The organism is Pengzhenrongella sicca (assembly GCF_017569225.1).
Lineage (GTDB): Bacteria > Actinomycetota > Actinomycetes > Actinomycetales > Cellulomonadaceae > Pengzhenrongella > Pengzhenrongella sicca.
This window is the reverse complement of sequence record NZ_CP071868.1, coordinates 1,633,909-1,655,560: the sequence shown is the minus strand read 5'-3', so window position 1 is coordinate 1,655,560 and position 21,652 is coordinate 1,633,909. Positions and strand designations below refer to the sequence as shown.

The 21,652-nt window shown below is 73.8% G+C and carries 18 protein-coding genes and 1 tRNA gene; 7 read left to right on the top strand and 12 right to left on the bottom strand.

Annotation, left to right across the window (positions count from 1 at the left end):
- Positions 1-13 precede the first annotated feature (13 nt).
- A complete protein-coding gene (locus J4E96_RS07545; protein ID WP_227425700.1) occupies positions 14-988 on the bottom strand; it encodes a tRNA (adenine-N1)-methyltransferase in 975 nt (324 codons plus the stop codon).
- 231 nt (positions 989-1,219) lie between these two features.
- The gene (locus J4E96_RS07540) at positions 1,220-2,371 is read right to left on the bottom strand and encodes a site-2 protease family protein (RefSeq protein WP_227425143.1); all 1,152 of its coding nucleotides are present in this window, start codon (positions 2,369-2,371) and stop codon (positions 1,220-1,222) included.
- Between the two features lie 89 nt (positions 2,372-2,460).
- Here J4E96_RS07540 and J4E96_RS07535 point away from each other — a divergent pair, with 89 nt between their 5' ends.
- Both J4E96_RS07535 and J4E96_RS07530 read left to right on the top strand, forming a co-directional pair.
- The gene (locus J4E96_RS07535; RefSeq protein ID WP_227425142.1) at positions 2,461-3,471 is read left to right on the top strand and encodes a RecB family exonuclease; all 1,011 of its coding nucleotides are present in this window, start codon (positions 2,461-2,463) and stop codon (positions 3,469-3,471) included.
- Positions 3,472-3,480: 9 nt separating this feature from the next.
- On the top strand, positions 3,481-4,335 hold the full coding sequence (locus J4E96_RS07530) for a PAC2 family protein (RefSeq protein ID WP_227425141.1): 855 nt from the start codon (positions 3,481-3,483) through the stop codon (positions 4,333-4,335).
- 80 nt (positions 4,336-4,415) lie between these two features.
- On the opposite strand, the gene mshC is transcribed toward J4E96_RS07530, so the two are convergent.
- Complete coding sequence (gene mshC / locus J4E96_RS07525) at positions 4,416-5,702, bottom strand: cysteine--1-D-myo-inosityl 2-amino-2-deoxy-alpha-D-glucopyranoside ligase (protein ID WP_227425140.1); 1,287 nt, start codon at positions 5,700-5,702, stop codon at positions 4,416-4,418.
- A 59-nt stretch (positions 5,703-5,761) separates the two neighbouring features.
- Complete coding sequence (locus tag J4E96_RS07520) at positions 5,762-6,628, bottom strand: undecaprenyl-diphosphate phosphatase (protein ID WP_227425699.1); 867 nt, start codon at positions 6,626-6,628, stop codon at positions 5,762-5,764.
- Positions 6,629-6,718: 90 nt separating this feature from the next.
- On the opposite strand from J4E96_RS07520, the gene J4E96_RS07515 reads away from it, so the two are divergent.
- Positions 6,719-7,681, top strand: a complete 963-nt coding sequence (locus tag J4E96_RS07515) for an aldo/keto reductase (protein ID WP_227425139.1) — start codon at positions 6,719-6,721, stop codon at positions 7,679-7,681.
- An 18-nt stretch (positions 7,682-7,699) separates the two neighbouring features.
- On the opposite strand, the gene J4E96_RS07510 is transcribed toward J4E96_RS07515, so the two are convergent.
- Complete coding sequence (locus J4E96_RS07510; RefSeq protein ID WP_227425138.1) at positions 7,700-8,038, bottom strand: primosomal protein; 339 nt, start codon at positions 8,036-8,038, stop codon at positions 7,700-7,702.
- A 104-nt stretch (positions 8,039-8,142) separates the two neighbouring features.
- On the opposite strand from J4E96_RS07510, the gene J4E96_RS07505 reads away from it, so the two are divergent.
- A complete protein-coding gene (locus tag J4E96_RS07505; RefSeq protein ID WP_227425137.1) occupies positions 8,143-8,406 on the top strand; it encodes a DUF5703 family protein in 264 nt (87 codons plus the stop codon).
- Positions 8,407-8,434: 28 nt separating this feature from the next.
- On the opposite strand, the gene J4E96_RS07500 is transcribed toward J4E96_RS07505, so the two are convergent.
- The 3 genes from J4E96_RS07500 to ald all read right to left on the bottom strand — a co-directional run bounded on the left by J4E96_RS07500 (position 8,435) and on the right by ald (position 12,519).
- A complete protein-coding gene (locus J4E96_RS07500) occupies positions 8,435-9,769 on the bottom strand; it encodes a M20/M25/M40 family metallo-hydrolase (RefSeq protein ID WP_227425136.1) in 1,335 nt (444 codons plus the stop codon).
- Between the two features lie 18 nt (positions 9,770-9,787).
- Complete coding sequence (locus J4E96_RS07495; RefSeq protein ID WP_227425135.1) at positions 9,788-11,302, bottom strand: amino acid permease; 1,515 nt, start codon at positions 11,300-11,302, stop codon at positions 9,788-9,790.
- A 101-nt stretch (positions 11,303-11,403) separates the two neighbouring features.
- Entirely contained in the window at positions 11,404-12,519 is a 1,116-nt protein-coding gene (gene ald / locus J4E96_RS07490; protein WP_227425134.1) for an alanine dehydrogenase, read from the bottom strand.
- A gap of 139 nt (positions 12,520-12,658) precedes the next feature.
- Between ald and J4E96_RS07485 the strand changes: the two genes are divergently transcribed.
- On the top strand, positions 12,659-13,174 hold the full coding sequence (locus tag J4E96_RS07485; RefSeq protein WP_227425133.1) for an Lrp/AsnC family transcriptional regulator: 516 nt from the start codon (positions 12,659-12,661) through the stop codon (positions 13,172-13,174).
- 44 nt (positions 13,175-13,218) lie between these two features.
- Here the strand turns inward: J4E96_RS07485 and J4E96_RS07480 are convergent, their stop codons facing one another.
- Complete coding sequence (locus tag J4E96_RS07480) at positions 13,219-14,106, bottom strand: aminoglycoside phosphotransferase family protein (RefSeq protein ID WP_227425132.1); 888 nt, start codon at positions 14,104-14,106, stop codon at positions 13,219-13,221.
- A 4-nt stretch (positions 14,107-14,110) separates the two neighbouring features.
- Positions 14,111-15,892 carry a GAF domain-containing SpoIIE family protein phosphatase gene (locus tag J4E96_RS07475; protein ID WP_227425131.1) on the bottom strand — a complete coding sequence of 594 codons (1,782 nt, stop codon included), beginning with the start codon at positions 15,890-15,892 and terminating at the stop codon, positions 14,111-14,113.
- A 485-nt stretch (positions 15,893-16,377) separates the two neighbouring features.
- Here J4E96_RS07475 and J4E96_RS07470 point away from each other — a divergent pair, with 485 nt between their 5' ends.
- On the top strand, positions 16,378-16,602 hold the full coding sequence (locus tag J4E96_RS07470; protein ID WP_227425130.1) for a hypothetical protein: 225 nt from the start codon (positions 16,378-16,380) through the stop codon (positions 16,600-16,602).
- 114 nt (positions 16,603-16,716) lie between these two features.
- On the opposite strand, the gene J4E96_RS07465 is transcribed toward J4E96_RS07470, so the two are convergent.
- Positions 16,717-16,799 (bottom strand) — tRNA-Leu (locus J4E96_RS07465).
- A gap of 135 nt (positions 16,800-16,934) precedes the next feature.
- Here J4E96_RS07465 and J4E96_RS07460 point away from each other — a divergent pair.
- The gene (locus J4E96_RS07460) at positions 16,935-18,167 is read left to right on the top strand and encodes an AI-2E family transporter (RefSeq protein WP_406620431.1); all 1,233 of its coding nucleotides are present in this window, start codon (positions 16,935-16,937) and stop codon (positions 18,165-18,167) included.
- A gap of 99 nt (positions 18,168-18,266) precedes the next feature.
- Here the strand turns inward: J4E96_RS07460 and J4E96_RS07455 are convergent, their stop codons facing one another.
- On the bottom strand, positions 18,267-21,647 hold the full coding sequence (locus tag J4E96_RS07455) for an error-prone DNA polymerase (protein WP_227425129.1): 3,381 nt from the start codon (positions 21,645-21,647) through the stop codon (positions 18,267-18,269).
- Between the last annotated feature and the right edge of the window lie 5 nt (positions 21,648-21,652).

Below are 21,652 nucleotides of genomic sequence, written 5' to 3'. Positions count from 1 at the left end.
CTAACCACGCGTGTCAATCGGCGGTGGGAGCCTGGCCGACGTCGCGGCGCACGCGGCGCACCTTCTTGGCCGAGATCGGCCGCTCGCCGAGGTCCTCCGGCGACCACTCGCCGGGGTCCGCGGCGGCGGCGTCGGCGACGTCGGGGTAGTTCCCCTTCGCGGGGCGACGGCGCCGCAGGGGCGCGTCCACGCCGTCGGCCATCCGCCGGGTCATGAGCAGGAAGCCGGTGTGGCCGATCATCCGGTGGTCGGGGCGCACGGCGAGGCCCTCGAGGTGCCACCCGCGCACCATCGTCTCCCACGCCTGCGGCTCCGTGTACCGGCCGTCGAGGCGCAGGTCCTCCGCGATGCGCGAGAGCTGGGTCGTGGTGGCGACGTACACGATGAGGACCCCGCCCGGGGCGAGCGCGGTCGCGACGGCCTCGAGGTTCTCCCACGGCGCGAGCATGTCGAGCACGACGCGGTCGACCGAGCCGGGCTCGGCCGTGAGCGGGAGCACGTCGGACAGGTCGCCGACCGAGAGCGTCCAGGCCGGGTGCGGGCCGCCGAACTGGATCTCGACGTTGCCCCGCGCGATCGCGGCGAAGTCCTCGCGCCGCTCGATCGAGTGCAGGAAGCCGCCGTCGCCGACGGCGCGCAGGAGCGACATCGTCAGCGCGCCCGAGCCCACGCCCGCCTCGACGACCCGCGCGCCCGGGTAGATGTCCGCCATCGCGACGATCTGGCCCGCGTCCTTGGGGTACACGACCTGCGCGCCGCGCGGCATCGAGAGCACGTAGTCGCTCAGCAGCGGCCGCACCGCGAGGTACTCCGTCCCGGCGGTGCTGCGCACGACCGACCCCTCGGACTCGCCGATGATGTCGTCGTGGTCGAAGTAACCGCGGTGGGTGTGGAACTGGGTGCCGGCCGCGAGCGTGATGGTGTGCAGCTTGCCGCGCGGGTCGGTCAGCTGGACCCGGTCCCCGACCCGAAACGGTCCGCGCCGCAGCTGCGCCCCCGTGGGCGCCGCCTGGTCGGGAGCCGCCTGGTCGGGAGCTGCCTGGTCGGGAGCTGCCTGGTCGGGAGCTGCCTGGTCGGGAGCTGCCTGGTCGGGCGTCGGTGCGGGCTGGTCGGGCGTCTCGACGCCGCTGGAGTGGTCGGTCACGGGGGTCGAGTCTAGGAGCGCGCGGACGCGGCCCGGGCCGCGGCCCGCAGGATCGGCCCCCGTGCGGGGCGCCCGCTACGCGCGCGGGTTCAGGGCGGCGACGACGTCGGTCGCGAAGATCAGGCCCGTGACCTGGCCGTCGAGCAGCACCGCGAGGGCCGGCGAGGTGCGCGCGCCCTGCCCGACCGCGCGCACGAGCTCGGCGCCGACCAGGCGGCCGTCGACGAGCGCACCCGGCGGCAGCGGCACGGCGACCGCGTGCACGGCCGTCACAGCGCGCGACGGCCCCGGCACGGCCGCCGCCGCGGCGGCGTCGACGTAGGCGACGGGACGCCCGTCCGGACCGGTCAGCACGACCTCGGCCGCCCCGGCAGAGACGAGGGCGGACTCGGCGAACGCGACCGAGGCGCTCAGCGGTACGGCGACGGCGGGACGGGCGATGGCCGCCACCGTGAGCGCGCCGATCGTGCGCTCCGACTGCGCGCCGCGGATCGCGCCCGTCGCGCCGCTCCACAGGAAGGCGCCGATGAGGGCGGCCCAGCCGATCGTGAACAGGTCGGGATCCTCGCCGCGCAGCAGCGGCAGCCCCACGGCCCAGACGGCGAACACGACCGCCACGACCCGGCCCGCCCAGCCCGCCACGATCGAGCCGCGGATGCGATCGCCCGAGACCCGCCACACGAGCGCCTCGAGCACCCGGCCGCCGTCGAGCGGGAGTCCGGGGATGAGGTTGAACGCCGCGACGAACGCGTTCGCGACGGCGCTGAGGTAGGCGATCACGCCGAGCAGGCCGCCGTCCGGGGCCGCCAGCGCGCCGAGCCAGCAGGCGCCCGCGACGACCAGGTTGGTCAGCGGGCCGACGACGGCGATCAGCGCGCTCGCCCCGGGGCGGCTCGCCGCGCCGCCGAACGCCGTGTGCCCGCCCCAGAGCGTGATCGCGAACTCGCGCACCTGCAGGCCGCACGCGCGCGCGGTGAAGCCGTGCGCGAGCTCGTGCAGGAAGACGGACACGAACAGCAGCACGACGAAGCTCAGGGCGACGACGTAGGTGGTCGTGTCGCCGATCTCGGGGGCGATCGACCGCACGGTCGGCGCGAAGAGCATCGTGAGCACCACGGCGGCGACCAGCCAGGACGGCGCGAGGATCACCGGCGCGCCCGCGGCGTGACCGATCACCCACCCCTTGGTCCCGTCGGCAGGGCGGGTACGGGAGCTCGCGGCGGTCATCGCGTCAGCCTAGGCCGCAACCCTGGGTGGCAGCCGAACGACCTGTGCGTCGCACCCGCGGTGTCACAGGCGGCGCTTACGCTCGAGCCGTGCCCCTGCTACCCGTCGCGCCCGCCGACCCCGCTGTGCCCATGGACCCCGCTGCGCCCCTCGACCCCGCTGCGCCGCTCGACGCCGTCGCGCCGCTCGACGCTGTCGCGCCCGACGACGGCCCCTCCGCCGACGCCCCGGCCGCGGCGGGCCGCGGCCGGGGCGCGGGGCGGGGCGGCCCGGGCCTGTCGCCGTCGCGCGCGAACGACTTCATGCAGTGCCCGCTGCTGTTCCGGTTCCGGGTGATCGACAAGCTGCCCGAGCCGCCGAGCGAGGCCGCCGCCCGCGGCACGCTCGTGCACTCGGTGCTCGAGAAGCTCTACGACGCGCCTGCGATCGCGCGCACCGCGGATGCCGCCCGCGCGATGCTGCCCGACGAGTGGGCCGAGCTCCGCGCGGCCGAGCCGCGGTACGCCGACCTGTTCACGTCCGACGCCGCGACGCAGGCCTGGCTCGCGAGCGCGGGTGACCTGGTCGGCACCTACTTCACGCTCGAGGACCCGACGCGGCTCGAGCCGCGCGAACGCGAGCTGTTCGTCGAGACGGAGCTCGACGGCGGACCGCTGCTGCGCGGGATCGTCGATCGCCTCGATGTGGCCCCCGGCGGCGCCATGCGGGTCGTGGACTACAAGACCGGTCGATCGCCGCGCGCGGGCTACGAGGGCTCCGCCCTGTTCCAGATGCGGTTCTACGCGCTCGTCCTGTGGCGCACGCGCGGCGAGATCCCCCGGCTGCTCCAGCTCGTCTACCTCGGCGACGGGCACGTGCTGCGCCACGCGCCGACCGAGGCCGAGCTCGTGACGGTCGAGCGGAAGGTCCGCTCGGTCTGGGCGAACATCGAGACCGCGGCGCGGACGAACACCTGGCGACCGCGGCGGTCCGCCTTGTGCCCCTGGTGCGCCCACCAGGACCTGTGCCCCGAGTTTGGCGGGACGCCGCCGGAGCTGGCGGCGGGCGCCGTCGAGCACGCCATCGGCGTCGCTCCCGGCCCCAGCACATCCGCGCCCTAGGCTGGGGCGATGACCGAACCCGGGATCGACCTGCCCGAGCGCGAGCCCGTGATGCTGGCCGCGTTCGAGGGCTGGAACGACGCCGGCGCCGCCGCGAGCCAGACCCTTGAGCACCTCGCCGACGTCTGGGGCGCCGAGGAGGTCGCGCAGCTCGACCCCGAGGACTACCACGACTTCCAGGTGAACCGGCCGACGGTCGCCGCGGGACCGACCGGCGCCCGTGAGATCACCTGGCCCACGACGCGGGTGTCCGTCCTGACGACGCCGCGGACCGGGCGCATCGTGGTGCTCGTGCACGGGATCGAACCCTCGATGCGCTGGCGGCACTACTGCACCGAGCTGCTCGACATCGCCGCCAACCTCGGGGTCCGCTCCGTCGTGACGCTCGGCGCGCTCCTCGCGGATGTGCCCCACACGCGCCCGATCCCGGTCACGACCACCTCGGAGGACCCGGACGTCCAGGCGATCCTCGGCGTCGAGCCGAACACCTACGAGGGCCCCACCGGCATCGTCGGGATCCTGCAGAACGCGGCGGCGACCCGCGGGCTGCGCGCGCTGTCGCTGTGGGCCGCGGTCCCGCACTACGTCGCGCACGCGCCGTCCCCCAAGGCGACGCTCGCGCTGCTGACCCGGATCGAGGAGCTCATCGGCGAACCGGTCCCCCTGGGCGACCTGGCCGACGACTCGGCGGCGTGGCAGCACGGCGTCGACGAGCTCGCCTCCGAGGACTCGGAGATCGCGGAGTACGTGCGCCAGCTAGAGGAGGCCAAGGACACCGCCGAGCTGCCCGAGGCGACCGGCGAGGCGATCGCCCGCGAGTTCGAGCGCTACCTGCGCCGCCGCGACAAGGGCACCGGCGGCTGACCGGTCGGGCACCGGCGGCTAGCCGGTCGGGACCGCGTCCGGCTAGCCGGTCGGGACCGCCGCCGGCTAGCGGGTCTGGCTCAGAGCCGGATGCCCAGGATCGCGTTGACCGCCCGCGCGAGCAGGCCGGGCGCGCCGTCCACGAGGGGGTCGGACAGGTCCCACCCGCTCGCCTCGCCCTCGACGACCGAGTCCGCCCAGCGGTCGACCGCCGCGAGCGCGGTCGGCGCGTCGAGGTCGTCGGCGATCGCCGCGCGGATCGCCGCGACCGTCGCGGTCGCGTCCGGGCCGCCGTTGCCCGAGACGGCGCCGCGCCACCGGTCCAGCCGCTCCTGCGCGCACAGGAGGTCGTTGTCCTTCCAGTCCCAGTCGCCCGCGTAGTGGTGCCCGAGCAGCGCAAGCCGGATCGCCATCGGCTCGACGCCCTGCTCGCGCAGCGCCGACACCAGCACGAGGTTCCCCAGCGACTTGCTCATCTTCGCGCCGTCGAGGCCGACCATCCCCGCGTGGACGTGGACGCCCGCGCCGCGGCCGTCGCCGAGCAGGCGAGCATGCGACGTGCTCATCTCGTGATGGGGGAAGCGCAGGTCGACGCCGCCGCCCTCGACGTCGAACGGCAGCCCCAGCCCGTCCCGGGCGATGACCGCGCACTCGATGTGCCAGCCGGGCCGGCCGGTGCCGAGCACGCCGCCGTCCCAGGCCGGCTCCCCCACGCGCTCACGCCGCCACAGGAGCGGGTCGAGCGGGTCCCGCTTGCCCGGCCGGTCCGGGTCGCCGCCGCGCTCGGCGAAAAGCGCGAGCATCTGCGCCCGGTCGAGCCGGGTGACCGCCCCGAACGCCGCGTCGGCGGACAGGTCGGCGTACACGTCGCCGAGTGCCGGATCGGCGCCGCCGGCGCCGGGTTCGACTGGCACGCGGTACGCGGCGCCGGCCGCAAGCAGCCCCCGCACCGCCTCGGCGACCTCCGGGACCGTCTCCACGGCGCCGAGGTACACGTCGGGCGGGATCACGCCGAGCGCGGTCATGTCGGCGGCGAACAGCGCGGTCTGGTCGACGGCGAGGTCCCGCCAGTCGACCCCCGTCGCGGTGGCGCGCTCGAGCAGCGGGTCGTCGACGTCCGTCACGTTCGAGGCGTACCGGACGCTCAGGCCGCCGTCGAGCCAGCCCCGCACGAGCAGGTCGAACGCGACGTACGTGGCCGCGTGGCCGAGGTGCGTCGCGTCGTACGGCGTGATGCCGCAGACGTACAGCGTGGCGCCGGGGCCGGTCGCCGCGACGGCGAGCTCGCCGGTCGTGGTGTCCCGAACCCGGATCGGCAGGCCCGTTCCGGGGAGCTGCGGGATCTGCGGGGCGGGCCAGGTATGCACGCCGGAAGCCTAACCGGCGCCACCGGCGGGGCGAATCGAGCCCTCGACCCCGGCGGGCCTCAGGTGGGCGGCAGCGCGGAGAGCGCGCCCGTGGCGAGCAGCACGAGCACCACGGCCGCGAGCGCGAGCCGGTAGATCACGAACGGCAGGTAGCTGTAGCTCGACACGATCTTGAGGAACGCGATGATGACGACGTACCCGACCACGAAGGCGACCAACGTCGCGATCAGCGTCGCGCCCAGGCTGGGGGTGCCCGGGGTGCCGAACGCGTCGAGGCTCTTGACGAGCTGGAACACCCCCGAGCCGAGCACGGCCGGCAAGGCGAGCAGGAACGAGTACCGCGCCGCCGCCTCGCGCGTGTAGCCCAGCAGCAGGCCCGCGGTGATCGTGCCGCCCGAGCGGGAGACCCCCGGCACGAGCGCCATCGCCTGGGCGAACCCGAACACGACCGCGTCGCGCGGGTTCAGCGCCGTCAGCGGCTTCACCTTCGCGCCGCGGCGGTCCGCCCAACCGAGCAAGAGGCCGAACACCGTGAGCGTGCCCGCGATGAGGTAGAGGTTGCGGAACGACTCCTCGATCGCGTCCTGAAACAGCAGGCCGAGCACGACGATCGGGATGCTCCCGAGACCGATGTACCAGCCCATCCGCGCGTCGATGTCGTGCGCGCCGAGGCGTGCGGCCCGGTCGGTCCCGTGCTCCCCGCGGATCGCGCGCCACCACGCGGTGCAGATCCGTGCGATGTCCCGGCGGAAGTAGATCAGGACGGCGGCCTCGGTGCCGATCTGGGTGATCGCGGTGAAGGCAGCCCCGGGGTCGCCCACCCCGATCAGCTCGCCCACGATTCGCAGGTGCGCGCTCGAGGAGATCGGCAGGAACTCGGTGAGCCCCTGGACCAGCCCGAGGAAGATTGCCGCCCACGCGCTCATCTGTGTACCCACGACGTCCATGGGCCGAAAGAGTACCCACGACGAGGGCCTGGCCGGACCGCCTCCGGCCGGGCGGGTAGGTTCACGCCCATGGAACAGCGGCAGCTCGGCCGGACCGGCTTGCGGGTCTCCCACCTCGGCCTTGGCACGATGACGTGGAGCCGGGACACCGACGAGCACGAGGCTGCCGAGCAGCTGCGTGACTTCGTCGACGCGGGCGGGACCCTGCTGGACACCGCGGCGTCGTACGCCGACGGCGCGTCCGAGGCGCTGATCGGCACGCTGCTCGGCACCGTGGTGCCGCGCGACGAGGTCGTGCTCTGCACGAAGGGCGGCGTCCGCCGCACGACCGCCGGCGGGGTGGTCGACGCCTCCCGCGGCGCCCTGCTGGACTCCCTCGACGGCTCCCTCGCGCGCCTGCGCACCGACCACGTCGACCTCTGGCTCGTGCAGACGCCCGATCCGCGCACGCCGCTGACGGAGACCGTCTCGGCGCTGCGCCAGGCCGTCACGAGCGGCCGCGCACGCTACGTCGGGCTGTCCAACCACCCGGGTTGGCAGACGGCCCGCGCGGCGACGCTGCTCGGCGACGACTGCGGCCTCGCCGCCGTGGAGGTCGAGTACTCGCTGCTGCAGCGCGGGATCGAGCGCGAGGTGCTTCCCGCCGCGACCGACCTCGGCGTCGGCGTCCTCGCGTGGTCGCCCCTCGGGCGAGGCGTGCTGACCGGCAAGTACCGTCGCACGATCCCGGCGGACTCGCGCGCGGCCTCGCCGCACCTCGCCGGCTTCGTCGAGCCGTACCTCGGCGACGGCTCGCTCGCGGTCGTCGAGGCCGTAGCCACCGCGGCCCAGGGCCTGGGCCGCTCGCCGCTCGAGGTCGCCCTCGCCTGGATGCGCGTGCGCGCGTCCGTCACGTCCGCGATCGTCGGCGCGCGGACGGCCGCGCAGCTGCGCGGCTCGCTCGCCGCGATCGACCTCGAGCTGCCGCCCGAAATCGTGCACGCGCTCGACGAGGTCAGCGCGCCCGCGGTCGGCTACCCCGAGCGCCGCTGACGCCCTCGACGGCGGCAGCTACTGCGGCGAGCGCGCACCCTCGCCCGCGGACAGCGCGTTCGCGTCGTCGACGAGCACGACGTCGTCGTACTCGTCCTCGAACGACTCCTCCGGCAGGCGGTCCTCGTCGCCGGAGTCGTCGTCGTCCTCGTCCTCCTCGTCCACGAGGTCGAACGGCGTGCTCTCGCCGTAGACCACGCTCAGGGCGTCGTCGTACGCCTCGAACGCGTCCGCCAGCACGTCGTAGGCGTCGTCGACGGCGGGATCGTCGTCTCGACGGCGCGACGAGATCGCGTGATAGTGGCCTTCAAGTGCAGCAACGAGGCGGTCCAGGGCGGCGCGCGGATCGACGGTCATGCTCTAGACGGTAGCGCCGCTCGGCGCACAATGGCACGCTCGACCATGGCCCGGAGACGGCCGGCACCCGACGAGACCGAGACGGCACCGAGGACGGAGCGCGCATGAACGACAGCGTCACAGGACGAGCCCGCACCGGATGGGCCGCCAAGGGCGGCGAGTACGAGTACCGCGTGCTCCGGCTCCCGCCGAGCACGAGCGGCAACGACGCGCGGCGCATGCTGACCGAGCAGGCAGAGTACGGCCGCTGGGAGCTCGCACGGACCCGGCTCTTCGCCGGCGGCGAGCGCAAGGTGTGGCTGCGGCGCAAGACGATCCGGGTGCGCAGCACGCTCGACTACGCGTTGATCGACGACGGGCGCGGCTGAGCCGCCCGCGCGCTGCCCGGTTTCCCGCTCAGCAGGTTCGCAGCAGGCGGTCCAGCACGCGGACGCCGAACGTCAGGGCCTCGACCGGCACGCGCTCGTCCACGCCGTGGAACATCCCGGCGAAGTCGAGGTCGGCCGGCAACCGCAGCGGGGCGAACCCGTACCCGGCGATGCCGAGCCGGGACAGGGACTTGTTGTCGGTCCCGGCCGACAGCGTGTACGGCAGCACGAGCGCGCCCGGGTCCTCGGCCTGGACCGCCGCGACCATCGCGTCCACGAGATCACCCTCGAACGGGACCTCGAGCGCGATGTCGCGGTGGATGGCCTCGAGGCGCACGTGCTCCCCCGCGAGCCGCTCGATCGTCGCGAGCGCCTCCTGCCCGTGCCCGGGCACGTAGCGCAGGTCGACGGTCGCCTCCGCGCGGCCGGGGATCACGTTCGCCTTGTAGCCGGCCCCGAGCTGCGTCGGGTTGGCGGTGGTGCGGATCGTCGCGCCTACGAAGCGCGCGGCCGTGCCGAGCTCGGCCACGAGCGCGTCGATGCCGTCGGGGTCCTCCGGGTCGAAGCGCCGGCCCGTGAGCTGGGCGACCCCGTCGAGGAGCCGGCGCACGGTCGGCGTCAGCGCGAGCGGCCACGCGTGCTGCCCGATCCGCGCGACCGCGGCCGCGACGTGGGTCACGGCGTTGTCGTGGTTGACCTGGCTGCCGTGCCCCGCGCGGCCGTCCGCGACCAGGCGCAGCCAGGCGAGCCCCTTCTCGGCGGTCTGCAGGAGGTAGGCGCGCTGGCCCGCGATCTCGACCGAGAACCCGCCGACCTCGCTGATCGCCTCGGTCGCGCCCTCGAACAGGTCCGGGCGGTTGTCGACGGCCCAGCGCGCGCCGAAGACGCCGCCGGCCTCCTCGTCCGCGAACATGCCGATGACGACGTCACGGGCCGGGCGGCGCCCCTCGCGCGCGTACTGCCGGACGACCGCGAGGATCATCGCGTCCATGTCCTTCATGTCGACGGCGCCGCGCCCCCAAAGGAGCCCGTCCCGCTCCTCGCCCGCGAACGGGTCGACCTGCCACTCGTCGGCCTGGGCGGGCACGACGTCGAGGTGGCCGTGGAGCACGAGCGCGGGCCGGGCCCGATCGGTCCCGGGCAGCCGGACCACGACGTTCGCCCGGCCCGGCGCCGACTCGAAGTACTCCGGGTCGAGCCCGACCTCGGTGAGCGAGGCCATCACGTACTCGGCCGCGGCGCGCTCGCCGGGGCCGGACCCGTCGCCGTAGTTGGACGAGTCGATCCGCAGCAGGTCCTGGCAGATCCCGGTGACCTCGTCCTGCGCGGTGACGGCGGACGGCTGCTGAGGGGCTACTGACATGCCGCCACGGTATCGCCGCTACGGGAGCGGCAGGTCCACGGCGTCGGCGATGCCCTGGTCGCCGACGGCCGGCTCGCGCGCGGGCTGCCCAGCCGCGAACCGGCTGTGGCGACGGCCGTACAGCAGGTAGATCGCGACGCCGATGACCATCCAGATCAGGAAGCGCAGCCAGGTCTCGAGCGGCAGGTTGAGCATGAGCCAGCCGCACGCGAGCACGCCGAGCACGGGCACGACGGGGACCCAGGGGGTGCGGAACCGCCGGGGCAGCTCCGGCCGGGTACGGCGCAGGACGAGCACCCCGACGCAGACCACGACGAACGCGAACAGCGTGCCGATGCTCACGAGCTCCGACAGCGCCGACAGCGGGACGAAGCCGGCCAGCAGCGCGACGATCGTCGCGACGATCGCGGTGATGACCCACGGCGTGCCGTACTTCGGGTGCACGCGAGCGAGGCCGGCGGGCAGCAGGTGGTCGCGGGCCATCGCGAACACCACGCGCGTCTGGCCCAGCATGAGCACGAGGATCACCGTCGTGATGCCCGCGACGGCGCCCAGGGCGATGATCTTGGCCGCCCAGGTGATCCCGATCGCGTCGAACGCCTCGGCCAGCGGGGCACCCGTGTTGAGCTCGCCATACGGGACCATGCCGGTGAGCACCGCGGCCACCGCCATGTAGAGCACGGTGCAGATCGCGAGCGAGCCGAGGATCCCGCGCGGCATGTCGCGCTGCGGGTTCTTGGTCTCCTCGGCCGTCGTCGCCACGATGTCGAACCCGATGAACGCGAAGAAGACGACCGACGAGGCGGCGATGACGCCGAACACGCCGAACGTCGTCGGTTCCAGGCCGAGGAAGGCCTGCACGATCGGCTGGTGCAAGATCCCCTCGGTGCCGGCCGGCGCGGGTCCCGCGGGCGGGATGAACGGCGAGTAGTTCGCCGTGTCGATGTGCATCGCGCCGACGACGATCACCAGCAGCACGACGGCGATCTTGACCACCACGAGCACGCCCGTGAACCGGCTCGCCGTCTTGGACCCGCGCACGAGCAGCAGGGCCAGCAGGAGCACGATGATGATCGCGGCGGGATCGGGCCAGGCCTCGTCGCCCGCCATCCAGCTCGGCAGGTTGAGCAGCGACTGCAGGTAGGCCGACCAGCCGCGGGCGACGACGGCGGCGCCGAGCATGAGCTCGAGCAGCAGGTCCCAGCCGATGATCCAGGCGACGACCTCGCCGAGGGTCGCGTAGGCGAACGTGTAGGCGCTGCCCGCGACGGGCACCGCCGAGGCGAGCTCGGCGTAGCACAGCGCCGCGAACGCGCACGTGATGCCCGCGATCAGGAACGACAGCACGACGGCGGGGCCGGCGTTGATCGCCGCCTGCTGGCCCGTGAGCACGAAGATCCCGGTGCCGACGATCACGCCGACGCCGAACACGATCAGGTCCCAGGTCCGGAGGTTGCGCTTGAGCTGGTGACCCGGCTCGTCCGTCTCCCGGATCGACTGCTCGACTGTCTTGACTCTCCAATTACGTGCCATGCGCATCCCCGTCGCTTGCAGGCGTCGTGTTGCGCCGGCCCGACGGTAACGCCCGCTCCGGTCCGGCGAGGCGGGCGTCCACCGGTTGACCTTCGGTGACGTCACCCCAGGGCGGCGGCCGGCTCCGCGACGGCGTACCCGTGGGCCTGCGCGACCGCCGCGTTGTACAGCGCGCCCGCGTGGGTCGTGAGCCCGAGCCGGAGCGCGGGGTCGGCGCCGACGGCGTCGCGCCAGCCGCGGTTGGCCAGCGCCGTCAGGTACGGCAGCGTCGCGCTCGTGAGCGCGTGCGTCGAGGTCACGGGAACCGCGCCGGGCATGTTCGCGACGCAGTAGAAGACCGAGTCGTGGACCCGGAACGTCGGCTCCGCGTGCGTCGTCGGGCGCGTCGACTCGAAGCAGCCGCCCTGGTCGACCGCGATGTCGACGAGGACCGAGCCCGGCCGCATCCGGGCCACGAGGTCGTCGCTGACGAGCTTCGGGGCGCGCGCGCCGGGAACGAGCACCGCGCCGATGACGAGGTCGGCCCCGGCGACCTCCCGCTCGAGCGTGTAGCCGGTCGAGGCGAGGGTGCGCACCCGGCCGCCGAACGCGGAGTCGAGGCCGCGCAGCTGCGGCAGCGAGACGTCGAGGATCGTCACGGCGGCGCGCATCCCGACCGCGATCTCGGCCGCGTGCCGGCCCGCGACGCCGCCGCCGATGATGACGACCTTTGCCGGGCTCACGCCCGGGACGCCGCCGAGCAGCACCCCGACGCCGCCCTCGTTCTTCATGAGGTGGTACGCGCCCACCTGGACGGCGAGGCGACCGGCGACCTCGCTCATCGGCGCGAGCAGCGGCAGGGACCCGTCCGCGATCCGCACCGTCTCGTACGCGATCGACGTCGTGCCGGCGGCGAGCAGCGCGTCCGTGCCGGCGCGGTCGGCGGCCAGGTGCAGGTAGGTGAAGAGCATCAGGTCCGGGCGCAGGTGGCCGTACTCCGACGCGATCGGCTCCTTGACCTTGCACACGAGCTCCGCCGCCGACCAGACCTCGCCGGCGGTCTCGAGCAGCGTGGCGCCTGCCGCGGCGTACACGTCGTCGGAGATGGCCGACCCCACGCCAGCGCCGCGCTGGATCAGGACGTCGTGCCCCGCGGCCGCGAGCTGGTGCACGCCCGCCGGGGTGATGGCCACGCGGTACTCGTGGTTCTTGATCTCGGTCGGGATACCGATGCGCATGACAGCACTCCATGATCGCGGCGTCCCGCGGCCGTGATCGACGGCGGGTCCTTCCCATTGTGCGTGGCCCACATCACGGCGGCGAAGATCTGGTGTTTCTGTTGTGTTTCGAGCATCACATATTCGGTAGGCTTTCGCTATGCCTCGTGAATATTCACCCAACTCTGCCGCTGGCCGGCCGGGCGCGCCGGATGTTCGGCCCGTCCTGGACGAGACGGACCGGCGCATCCTGCGGCTGCTCGAACGGGATGCCCGCACGCCCAACAACGCGCTCGCCGCGGCCGTCGGCATCGCCCCCTCGACCTGCCTCGCGCGGGTGCGACTGCTCCGCGAGACGGGCGTGATTCGCGGCTTCCACGCCGACGTCGACCCGGCCGCGCTCGGCCGGGGCCTGCAGGCGATGATCGCCGTCCGCATGCAGTCGGGGGTCAGGGCCACCCTCGCGGCGTTCGCGCAGGAGATCGCCGCGCGCCCCGAGGTGCAGGACGTCTACTTCCTGGCCGGCGCCAACGACTTCCTCCTGCACGTCGCGGTGCGCGACACGGCGACCCTGCGCGCCTTCGTGCTCGAGCAGCTGGGCTCCCGCCCCGAGCTGGCCCTGACCGAGACGAGCCTGATCTTCGAGCATCTGCCCGCCGGCAGCACGACGCCGTAGCCGCTCAGCCGGTCAGCCGGTCACACGCTCAGCCGGTCACACGCTCAGCCGGCGAGCACCTCGCGCAGCGCGCGGGCGCCCAGCGCGGCGAATGCCGGGTCGTCGTCCGCGTTCGCGCCGAACGCCAGCGCGAGGACGAGCGCCCAGCCCCGCGCGCGGCGCCAGGTGTCGGGTGACGTGCCCGCCGTGGCCGTGACGCGGTCGATGAAGGCGCGCCGACCGACCGCGTCGAAGGTCAGCCAGCCCGTGGCGAGGTCCACCGCGGGGTCCCCCGCCGTCAGGTCGCCGAAGTCGAGCACCGCGGCCAGGGCGCCGTCGGCCCCGATCAGCAGGTTCGCCGGATGCAGGTCGCCGTGCGCCCACGTCGGCGCGCCGGGCCACGGCGGGGTCGCCACGAGCTCGTCCCAGAGTCGGGCGAGCCGATCAGCGTCCGCCACCCGACCCTCGGCGAGGCGGACCCGGACCCCGGCGTCGCGCGCGGCGAGCGGGACGCCGCGGAACGGGTTGGCGGGCGCGCCCCCGGGCGCGGGCACGTGCAGCCGCACGACGACGTCGGCCAGCGCGGTCGCGATCGACCGACGCTCGGCCGCGGCGACGGCGATCGCCGGCTCGCCGACCAGCCACGGCACGACGCTCCACGCCCACGGGAACAGCGGCGAGGGCACCCCGACCCGCACGGGGACGGGCACCGGCACGCCGAGGCGGGGCGCGAGCACCGGGAGCCACCGCTGCTCGTGGCCGACGAGATGCGCAGCCGCCTCCCGGCGCGGCAGCCGCAGCGCCAGGTCGTCGCCGAGCCGCAGCAGCGCGTTGTCCCACCCGCTCGCGACGGCGCGCACCGGCAGCCCGGCGAGATCCGGGTGCTGCTCGGCCAGCAGCCGCACGGCGAGCGCCGGCGTCACCTCGAGCTCGGCGGCCGGCCGGTTCGCCACGCGCCTACGCGTCGGGCCGGAAGGGACGCGCGGCGAGCACCGCGACGTCGTCCCGGTCGCGCACGTGCGCCATCGCGGCGAGCACGGTGTCCAGGATGACGTCGAGCGACTCGCCGGCCACGCTGGCCGCGGCCTCCTGGAACGTCACCAGGCGATCGGCGATGCGCTTGCCGCGCAGCTCGACGAGGCCGTCGGTGAACAGCAGCAGCGTCGAGCCGACCGGGACCTTGTCCACATGATCGACCCGGGGCGCGGTCCCGTCGATGCCGAGCAGGAGGTCGGGCCGGCCGCCCAGCTGTTCGGTGCGCCCGTCCGGGTGCACCAGCACGGGCGCGTAGTGGCCGGCGCTCGACCAGGTCAGGGTAGCGACGTCCCCCACCGGCGGCAGCGGCTCGAGGTGGGCGACGAGAGCGGTCGCCACCGTCGCCGAGCCCAGCTCGAGGTTGGCCCGGTCGAGGCGGCCGAGCAGCGCCGACGGCCGCTCCTCGCGATCGACCGCGAACCCGCGCAGGATGCTGCGCAGGTGACCCATCTGCGCCGCGGCGCCGACGTCGTGGCCCGCGACGTCCCCGATCACGAGGGTCGTGCGCGACGGTCCGGCGAGGGCGTCGTACCAGTCGCCGCCGACCTTGTCCCCCGTGCTCGCGGGCCAGTAGCGCGCCGCGAGGTGCAGGCCGGGCACCTCCGGAAGCGTGCTCAGCAGCGCCTCCTGCAGGGTGAACGCCACCTCGCGCCGCTCGCGCATCAGGCCCGCCCGGTGCATGGCCTGCGACGTCGTCCGCGCGAGCGAGGCCAGCAGCTCGCGGAACTCCTGGTCCATCACGCGGGGCTGCTGCCAGCCCACGCCCAGCCAGCCGAGCGACGCGCCGCCCGCGATCAGGGGCAGGTAGGCGCGCGCGCCGACCACGGGGTACGTCGGGTCGGCGCGCAGGTGCGGGAAGTCCGCGAAGATCGCGGTGGGGTCCGGGTACAGCAGCGCCGTGCCGGTGCGCATCACCCGGGGGCCGGGCAGGTCGGCGGTCGAGTCGTACACGAGCCACTTGTCCGGCGTCCCCGGCGGCAGGTCCTCTGCGCTGAGGTACCGCACCCCGCGTCGTCCCTTGACGGCGACGCCGCTGTACTCGGCGCCGAGCGCTTGGTGCGCGAGGAGGCGGACCACCGCGACGACGTCGTCCTCGGTGTTGGTGTGCACCATGGTCTCGCTGAACTGGAGCAGCAGGCGGGTCTGCAAGGTCGACTGCATCGCGGCGCGCTCGGCGGCCCGCGAGCGCCGCTCGACGTCGCGACGGACCAGCGACGACGAGCACGCGGCCGCGAGGTCCGCGAGGTTCAGCAGCTCGAGGGCGGTGAACTCGCGCGGCTCGTGATCGATCGCGCACAGCGAGCCGACCACCCGGCCGTCCGCATCCATCAGGGGCATCCCGGCGTAGGCGATCACGCCCAGATCGGCGATGGCCAGGTTGCCGCGCACCCGCTCGTCCACGCGCGCGTCGACGACGACGAGCGGCCGGCCGCTCGTGACCACGTGCTGGCAGAACGAGTGTGACAGCGGCGTGCACCGCTCGCTCGAGAGCGGCTCGTCGAGGCCGGACGCGCCCGGGAACACCTGGCGGCCCTGATCGACGAGCGTCACGAGCGCGAGAGGGACGTCAAGCAGTCGGCGAACCATCGCGGCGAACCGGTCGAACTCCTCGTCCGGCGCCGCGGGCAGCGCGGCCAGGCCGGGCAGCGGCCAGACGGGTGGAGCTGAGTCCGCCGGCGTCGTCGTCGTGTCCTGATCCACCATGGCGCCATTGTGCCCGCTCGCCCCGGTACCTACGCGCGTTTGGTCGGGCGGCAGTTCCCGCGTGGCCGGGCATGACGAAGGCCCCGACCCATGCCTTGCGGCGGATCGGAGCCTTCGTTGTCACAGCTATGTCCAGCATCTGCTACGCCACTGCCCACCGCGCCCGCTTGTTCTTGTCTCGCGCGGCTTGAACCGCCCCCGGCCATGTTGGGGGCTGTCAGTGACGTGCCACCCGGTCCACGGCCGTCCGCCCCTCACAAGGAGCGCGTTCCATGTCCGAGCCGATCCTGCACGACGGGATGCTGGCACCACCGCGCTGACCGAAGTTCTTGCTCGAACGAAGCATCTCTGCCACGTTCAGACGACCTATCGGCCATCCCTTGAGCTCCATGAGCATACCAAGATCTCGCGCTCCGGCCAAATTGGTGCGGTCCGCGGGCCTCCCCTGACCCGATCCGCTCCCGGATCGGGCGATGATTGACCCCATGAGCGAAGCAGACGAGGCCATCACCGTGAAACTCCGTGAGCTCGAGATCGCGCACGAGGAGCAGCGCCTCGCGATGGAGATCGCCCACAAGGAGCGCCTGCTCGCGATGGAGTTCGCCTACGAGGGGCAGCTCAGCCGCCGCAACCGCCGCATCGAGTGGGCGGCACTCGGCTCGGTCGCGCTCGTGATCGTCGCCGTGCTCGTGGCCACCCTCACCTGGTGAGGCTCGGGTGATGCTGCCCGGGTGACGCGGCTCGGATGCTGCAGCCGCGACACAAGAGTGCCCCTGACCGCGTCGCCGCAGATCAGGGGCACTGTCGTTCGCTGTCTCAACGAGTGTCGGGAAAGGGACTTGAACCCTCACGCCCATAAGGGCACTAGCACCTCAAGCTAGCGCGTCTGCCATTCCGCCACCCCGACAGGTGGACCTGTTCAGGGTGCAAGACCCCGGCAGGTGCGGAGGAAAAGATAACACGGTGTGGCCGGGGGGCGATCATCCGCTCCGGGGTACAGACTTGCGCGGTAGATGACGACCACAAGCACGAAGAGGACACGATGGCGGAGCAGGACAGTTCCCTCGCGGCGGGAGCCGAGCGGTCCGCGAACTCGACGCGGCACCTGATCGGCGCCAATCCGGCCGCCCGCAAGGTCGCCGGGGCCCGCCGCAACCCGTCGGTGCTCGGCATGGAGCAGACCGCCCCGCACTGGCTTCGCTCGATGGCCGGCGTCTCCTGGCGCCTGCTCGTGATCCTCGCGGCGGTCGGCGTGATCTTCTACGCGACCTCTCGCGTGCAGCTGTTGTTCATCGCCGTATTCATCGGCCTCGTGTTCACGGCGGTGCTGCGGCCCGCTGTCGAGCTCCTCAACCGGGCGATGCCGCGCCCGCTCGCGACGGCGCTCGCGCTGCTGCTGGGCATCGCGGTGTTCGCCGGGATGCTGACCTACGTCGCGGTCTCGGTCGCGGGCCAGTGGGTCAACCTCGCGGACCAGTTCGGCAGCGGCATCGAGGACATCAAGGACTTCCTGATCGAGGGCCCGCTGCCCTTCGCGATCACGAACGACCAGATCAACCAGTGGATCATCGACGGACAGACGTGGCTCACCGAGCACGGCGGCGAGCTCGCCGGCCGTGCCGCCGAGGGCGCCGGCTCGGTCGTCGAGGTGTTCGCCGCGCTCGCGCTCGCCATCTTCTGCACGGTGTTCTTCCTGGCCCGGGGAAACGAGATGTGGACGTGGTTCCTCAACCAGCTCCCCACCCGCGTGCGGGAGACCTGGCAGACGGCGGCCGGGGCCGGCTGGTACACGTTCTCCGGCTACACGCGGGGCACCGTGATCATCGCCGTCACCGACGGATTCTTCGCGTTCATCCTGCTCACCATCATCGGCGTGCCGCTCGCCGCGCCGCTCGCGGTGCTCGTGCTGATCGGCGCGTTCATCCCCCTGGTCGGCGCGCCCGCGGCCATGGTCATCGCGATGATCGTGGCGCTCGCCGCGAACGGCCCGATCTCGGCCGCGGTCGTCGGGATCGGGATCGCGCTCATCGGTCAGTTCGAGGGCCACGTCCTGCAGCCGCTCGTGATGGGCAAGCAGGTCTCGCTGCACCCGGTCGTCATCGCGCTGGTCGTGACGGCGGGAACCCTCGCCGCCGGGATCCTCGGCGCGGTGATCTCCGTCCCGCTCGTGGCGGTCGCGTGGGCGATCTTCTCTCGCCTGCGGTCGATCGACCCGCCGATGGACGAGAGCCAGGAAGAGGAGTCGCTCGACGACGTCGAGCCCATCGACGCCTGAGCCACTCCCCCGCACGCCAGAGCCACCGCACCGGAACGATCCTGCTCACCCGACTGACTCTGCTCACCGGACTGACTCTGCTCACCCGACTGACCCTGCTCACTGAAAGTCGCGCGACGTCGTCGGCACCCGCAACGACAACGGGGCGAGGTGCTCGGCGAGCAGGTTGGTCGCGCCGTCGGCCCGCTCGAGGCGTCCGCGCACGACGAGCGCGGCCGAGCCGCGCGCGACCCGCCGGAACCGCTGCCACAGGCCCGCGGTGCAGATGACGTTGAGCATGCCCGTCTCGTCCTCGAGGGACAGGAACGTCACCCCGCCCGCGGTTCCCGGCCGCTGGCGGTGGGTGACGACGCCCGCGACCGCGACCCGCCGGCCGGGCTCGTGCTCGAACGCCTGGGCGACGCGTAGGACCCCCGCGGCGTCCAGGCCGTCCCGCACGTACTGCGTCGGGTAGGAGTCCACCGAGACGCCCGTGGCCCAGACGTCCGCGACTGCGAGCTCGACGTCGCTCATGCCGGGCAGCATCGGAGCGGCGACGCCGATCGACACCCCCGGCAGCGTGTCGGGTCCCTCCTGGGCGAGCGCGCCCGCCGCCCACAGCGCCTCGCGCCGGCTCACCGACCCCGCCGTGCCCGGCAGCGAGCCCAGCGCCCCCGCGGTCGCGAGCGCCTCGAGCTGCGCGGTGGTCAGCCGCACGCGGCGCGCGAGGTCCCGCAGCCCGGCGAACGGGCCGTGCGCGGCGCGCTCGTCGACGATCGCCGTGGCCGCGTCCTCGCTCACCCCTCGCACCGAGGCGAGGCCGAGCCGCACGGCGAGGCCGCCGACGCCGTCGGTCGCGCCGGGCCGGGCCAGCCGCGGCGCGGTCGTGCTGCCCGAGGGCAGGGGCACGAGCGGCAGGACGGGGCCGGCGCTGCCCGGAACGCGCTCGAGCCCCGCCTGCACGCCCGAGGTCCCCACGTCGGGGCGCAGCGCCGCCAGCCCGTGCCGCCGCGCGTCGGCCACGAGCGTCTGCGGCGAGTAGAAGCCCATCGGCTGGGCGGCCAGCAGGCCCGCGTAGAACGCCGCCGGATGGTGCACCTTCAGCCACGCGCTCGCGTAGACGAGGTAGGCGAAGGAGTAGGCGTGCGACTCGGGGAACCCGAAGTCGGCGAACGCCTTGAGCTTGTCGAAGATCTGCTCCCCCACGTCGGGGGCGATCCCCTTGGCCGCCATGCCCGTGAGCAGGCGCGCGTGCAGGGCCTCCATCTTCTCGGTCGACCGCTTGGAGCCCATCGCCCGGCGCAGCTGGTCCGCCTCGGCGCCGGTGAAGTCGGCGACGTCGATCGCCATCTGCATGAGCTGCTCCTGGAACAGCGGGACCCCGAGCGTCTTGGCGAGCGACTTCTCCAGCAGCGGGTGCAGGTAGGTCACCTGCTCGCGGCCCTGGGACCGCTCGATGTACGGGTGCACCGATCCGCCCTGGATCGGTCCGGGCCGGATGAGGGCGACCTCCACGACGATGTCGTAGAAGGCCCGCGGGCGCAGCCGGGGCAGCGTCGACATCTGCGCGCGCGACTCGACCTGGAACACCCCGACGGTGTCCGCCGCGCACAGCAGGTCATACACGAGCGGGTCCTCCTGGGGCAGCGCGTGCAGGTCGAGCTCGACGCCTTCGTGCTCGCGCGCGAGGGTGAACGCGATCTGCAGCGCGGTGAGCATGCCGAGCCCGAGCAGGTCGAACTTCACCAGACCCGCGTCGGCGCAGTCCTCCTTGTCCCACTGCAGCACGGTGCGCCCGGGCATGCGGGCCCACTCGACCGGGCACACCTCGATCACCGGGCGGTCGCACAGGACCATGCCGCCGGAGTGGATGCCGAGGTGGCGCGGCAGCCGCAGGAAGCGCTCGGCCAGGTCGAGCACCTGGGCCGGGATCTCGTCGAGGTCGCTCGCGGCCGGGGGCCGCAGCGCGGGGACGACGTCGTGCCGGTCGGCCGTGACCTCACCCCACGCGCTGGGCTGCGCCGTGCCGCGCAGGCTGCCCCAGCGCTCGATGCTCTTGCTCCACGCGTCCTGCTGGCCGACGTCGAAGCCCAGCGCCCGGGCGGCGTCGCGCACCGCGGAACGCGGGCGGTAGGAGATCACGTTGGCGACCTGGGCGGCGTGCGTGCGCCCGTGCTTGGCGTAGACGTACTGGATGACCTCCTCGCGGCGGCCCGACTCGATGTCGACGTCGATGTCCGGCGGCCCGTCGCGCTCGGGCGCGAGGAAGCGCTCGAAAAGCAGCCCGTGCCGCACCGCGTCGACGGCGGTGATCCCGAGCGCGTAGCAGACCGCCGAGTTCGCGGCCGAGCCCCTTCCCTGGCACAGGATGCCGTTGGCGCGGCAGAACTCCACGAGGTCGTGCACGATCAGGAAGTACCCGGGGAAGGTGAGCTGCTCGATGACGTCAAGCTCGCGCTCGAGCTGGGCGTAGGCGCCCGCGACCCGCTCGGCGCCGCGCGAGCCGTAGCGCCGGGCCGCCCCCCGCCAGGTCAGCTCGCGCAGCCAGGTCGCCTCCGTGTGCCCCGGGGGCACCGGGTACGGCGGCAGCTGCGGGGCCACCAGGTGCAGGTCGAACGCGCACTCGTCGCCCAGCGCCGCCGCCGTCGCGACCGCCTGCGGGTGGCGCGCGTGCCGGGCCAGCATCTCGGCCGCGGACCGCAGGTGCGCCCCGCCCGTCGCGGGCAGCCACCCGTCGAGGTCCTCGAGCGAGGACCGGGCGCGCACGGCCGCGAGCGCGCCCGCGAGGTCGGCGTCCCGCGGCGTCGCGTAGTGCACGTTGCCGGTCGCGACGAGCGGCAGGCCCGCGGCCGCCGCGAGCCCAGCGAGGGCGTCGATCCGCTCCGAGTCCCACGGGTCGCCGGTGTCGGTGACCTCGACCGCCACGTTGTCCCGGCCGAACAGAGCGGTGAGCCGGTCGAGCTCGGCGCGCGCGCCCGCCTCGCGGTCCGACCGGTTCACCCCGGCCGCGCCGCCCGGCGCGCCGGTGCCCTCCAGGGTCCGCCGGACCGCGCCCTTGCGGCAGCCCGTCAGCACGAGCCACTGCCCCGCCGCCTGCTCGGCGAGCTCGGCGAGCCGGTAGGCCGCGGCACCCTTGCGACCCGTCGCCAGGTGCGCGGTGGCGATCGCGCGCGAGAGGTTGCGGTAGCCGTCGGCGCCGCGCGCCAGCACGAGCAGGTGGGTCGCGCGCGGGTCGGGCACCCCGGTGGGCGGGTCGAGCACGTCGCCGCGGACGCCGGGCGCTGGCAGGTGCAGCTCCGCGCCGAAGACCGTGGCCAGCCCGACGGCGCGGGCCGCCTCCGCAAACCGCACGACGCCGTACAGCCCGTCGTGATCGGTGACCGCGAGCGCCGACAGCCCGAGGCGGGCGGACTCGGCAGCGAGCTCCTCGGGCTGGCTGGCGCCGTCGAGGAAGCTGAAGGCGGTGTGCGCGTGCAGCTCGGCGTAGCGGGGCCCAGTCATAGAGC

What these genes read in the sequence shown, in the direction of transcription:
- ald (WP_227425134.1), bottom strand. Translation starts at nt 12,519, where the DNA reads ATGCGCATCGGTATCCCGACCGAGATCAAGAACCACGAGTACCGCGTG.
- J4E96_RS07470 (WP_227425130.1), top strand. Translation starts at nt 16,378, where the DNA reads ATGAGCGAAGCAGACGAGGCCATCACCGTGAAACTCCGTGAGCTCGAG.
- J4E96_RS07500 (WP_227425136.1), bottom strand. Translation starts at nt 9,769, where the DNA reads ATGTCAGTAGCCCCTCAGCAGCCGTCCGCCGTCACCGCGCAGGACGAG.
- J4E96_RS07505 (WP_227425137.1), top strand. Translation starts at nt 8,143, where the DNA reads ATGAACGACAGCGTCACAGGACGAGCCCGCACCGGATGGGCCGCCAAG.
- J4E96_RS07510 (WP_227425138.1), bottom strand. Translation starts at nt 8,038, where the DNA reads ATGACCGTCGATCCGCGCGCCGCCCTGGACCGCCTCGTTGCTGCACTT.
- J4E96_RS07520 (WP_227425699.1), bottom strand. Translation starts at nt 6,628, where the DNA reads ATGAGCGCGTGGGCGGCAATCTTCCTCGGGCTGGTCCAGGGGCTCACC.
- J4E96_RS07475 (WP_227425131.1), bottom strand. Translation starts at nt 15,892, where the DNA reads ATGGTGGATCAGGACACGACGACGACGCCGGCGGACTCAGCTCCACCC.
- J4E96_RS07515 (WP_227425139.1), top strand. Translation starts at nt 6,719, where the DNA reads ATGGAACAGCGGCAGCTCGGCCGGACCGGCTTGCGGGTCTCCCACCTC.
- J4E96_RS07455 (WP_227425129.1), bottom strand. Translation starts at nt 21,647, where the DNA reads ATGACTGGGCCCCGCTACGCCGAGCTGCACGCGCACACCGCCTTCAGC.
- J4E96_RS07495 (WP_227425135.1), bottom strand. Translation starts at nt 11,302, where the DNA reads ATGGCACGTAATTGGAGAGTCAAGACAGTCGAGCAGTCGATCCGGGAG.
- J4E96_RS07460 (WP_406620431.1), top strand. Translation starts at nt 16,935, where the DNA reads ATGGCGGAGCAGGACAGTTCCCTCGCGGCGGGAGCCGAGCGGTCCGCG.
- J4E96_RS07530 (WP_227425141.1), top strand. Translation starts at nt 3,481, where the DNA reads ATGACCGAACCCGGGATCGACCTGCCCGAGCGCGAGCCCGTGATGCTG.
- J4E96_RS07540 (WP_227425143.1), bottom strand. Translation starts at nt 2,371, where the DNA reads ATGACCGCCGCGAGCTCCCGTACCCGCCCTGCCGACGGGACCAAGGGG.
- J4E96_RS07485 (WP_227425133.1), top strand. Translation starts at nt 12,659, where the DNA reads ATGCCTCGTGAATATTCACCCAACTCTGCCGCTGGCCGGCCGGGCGCG.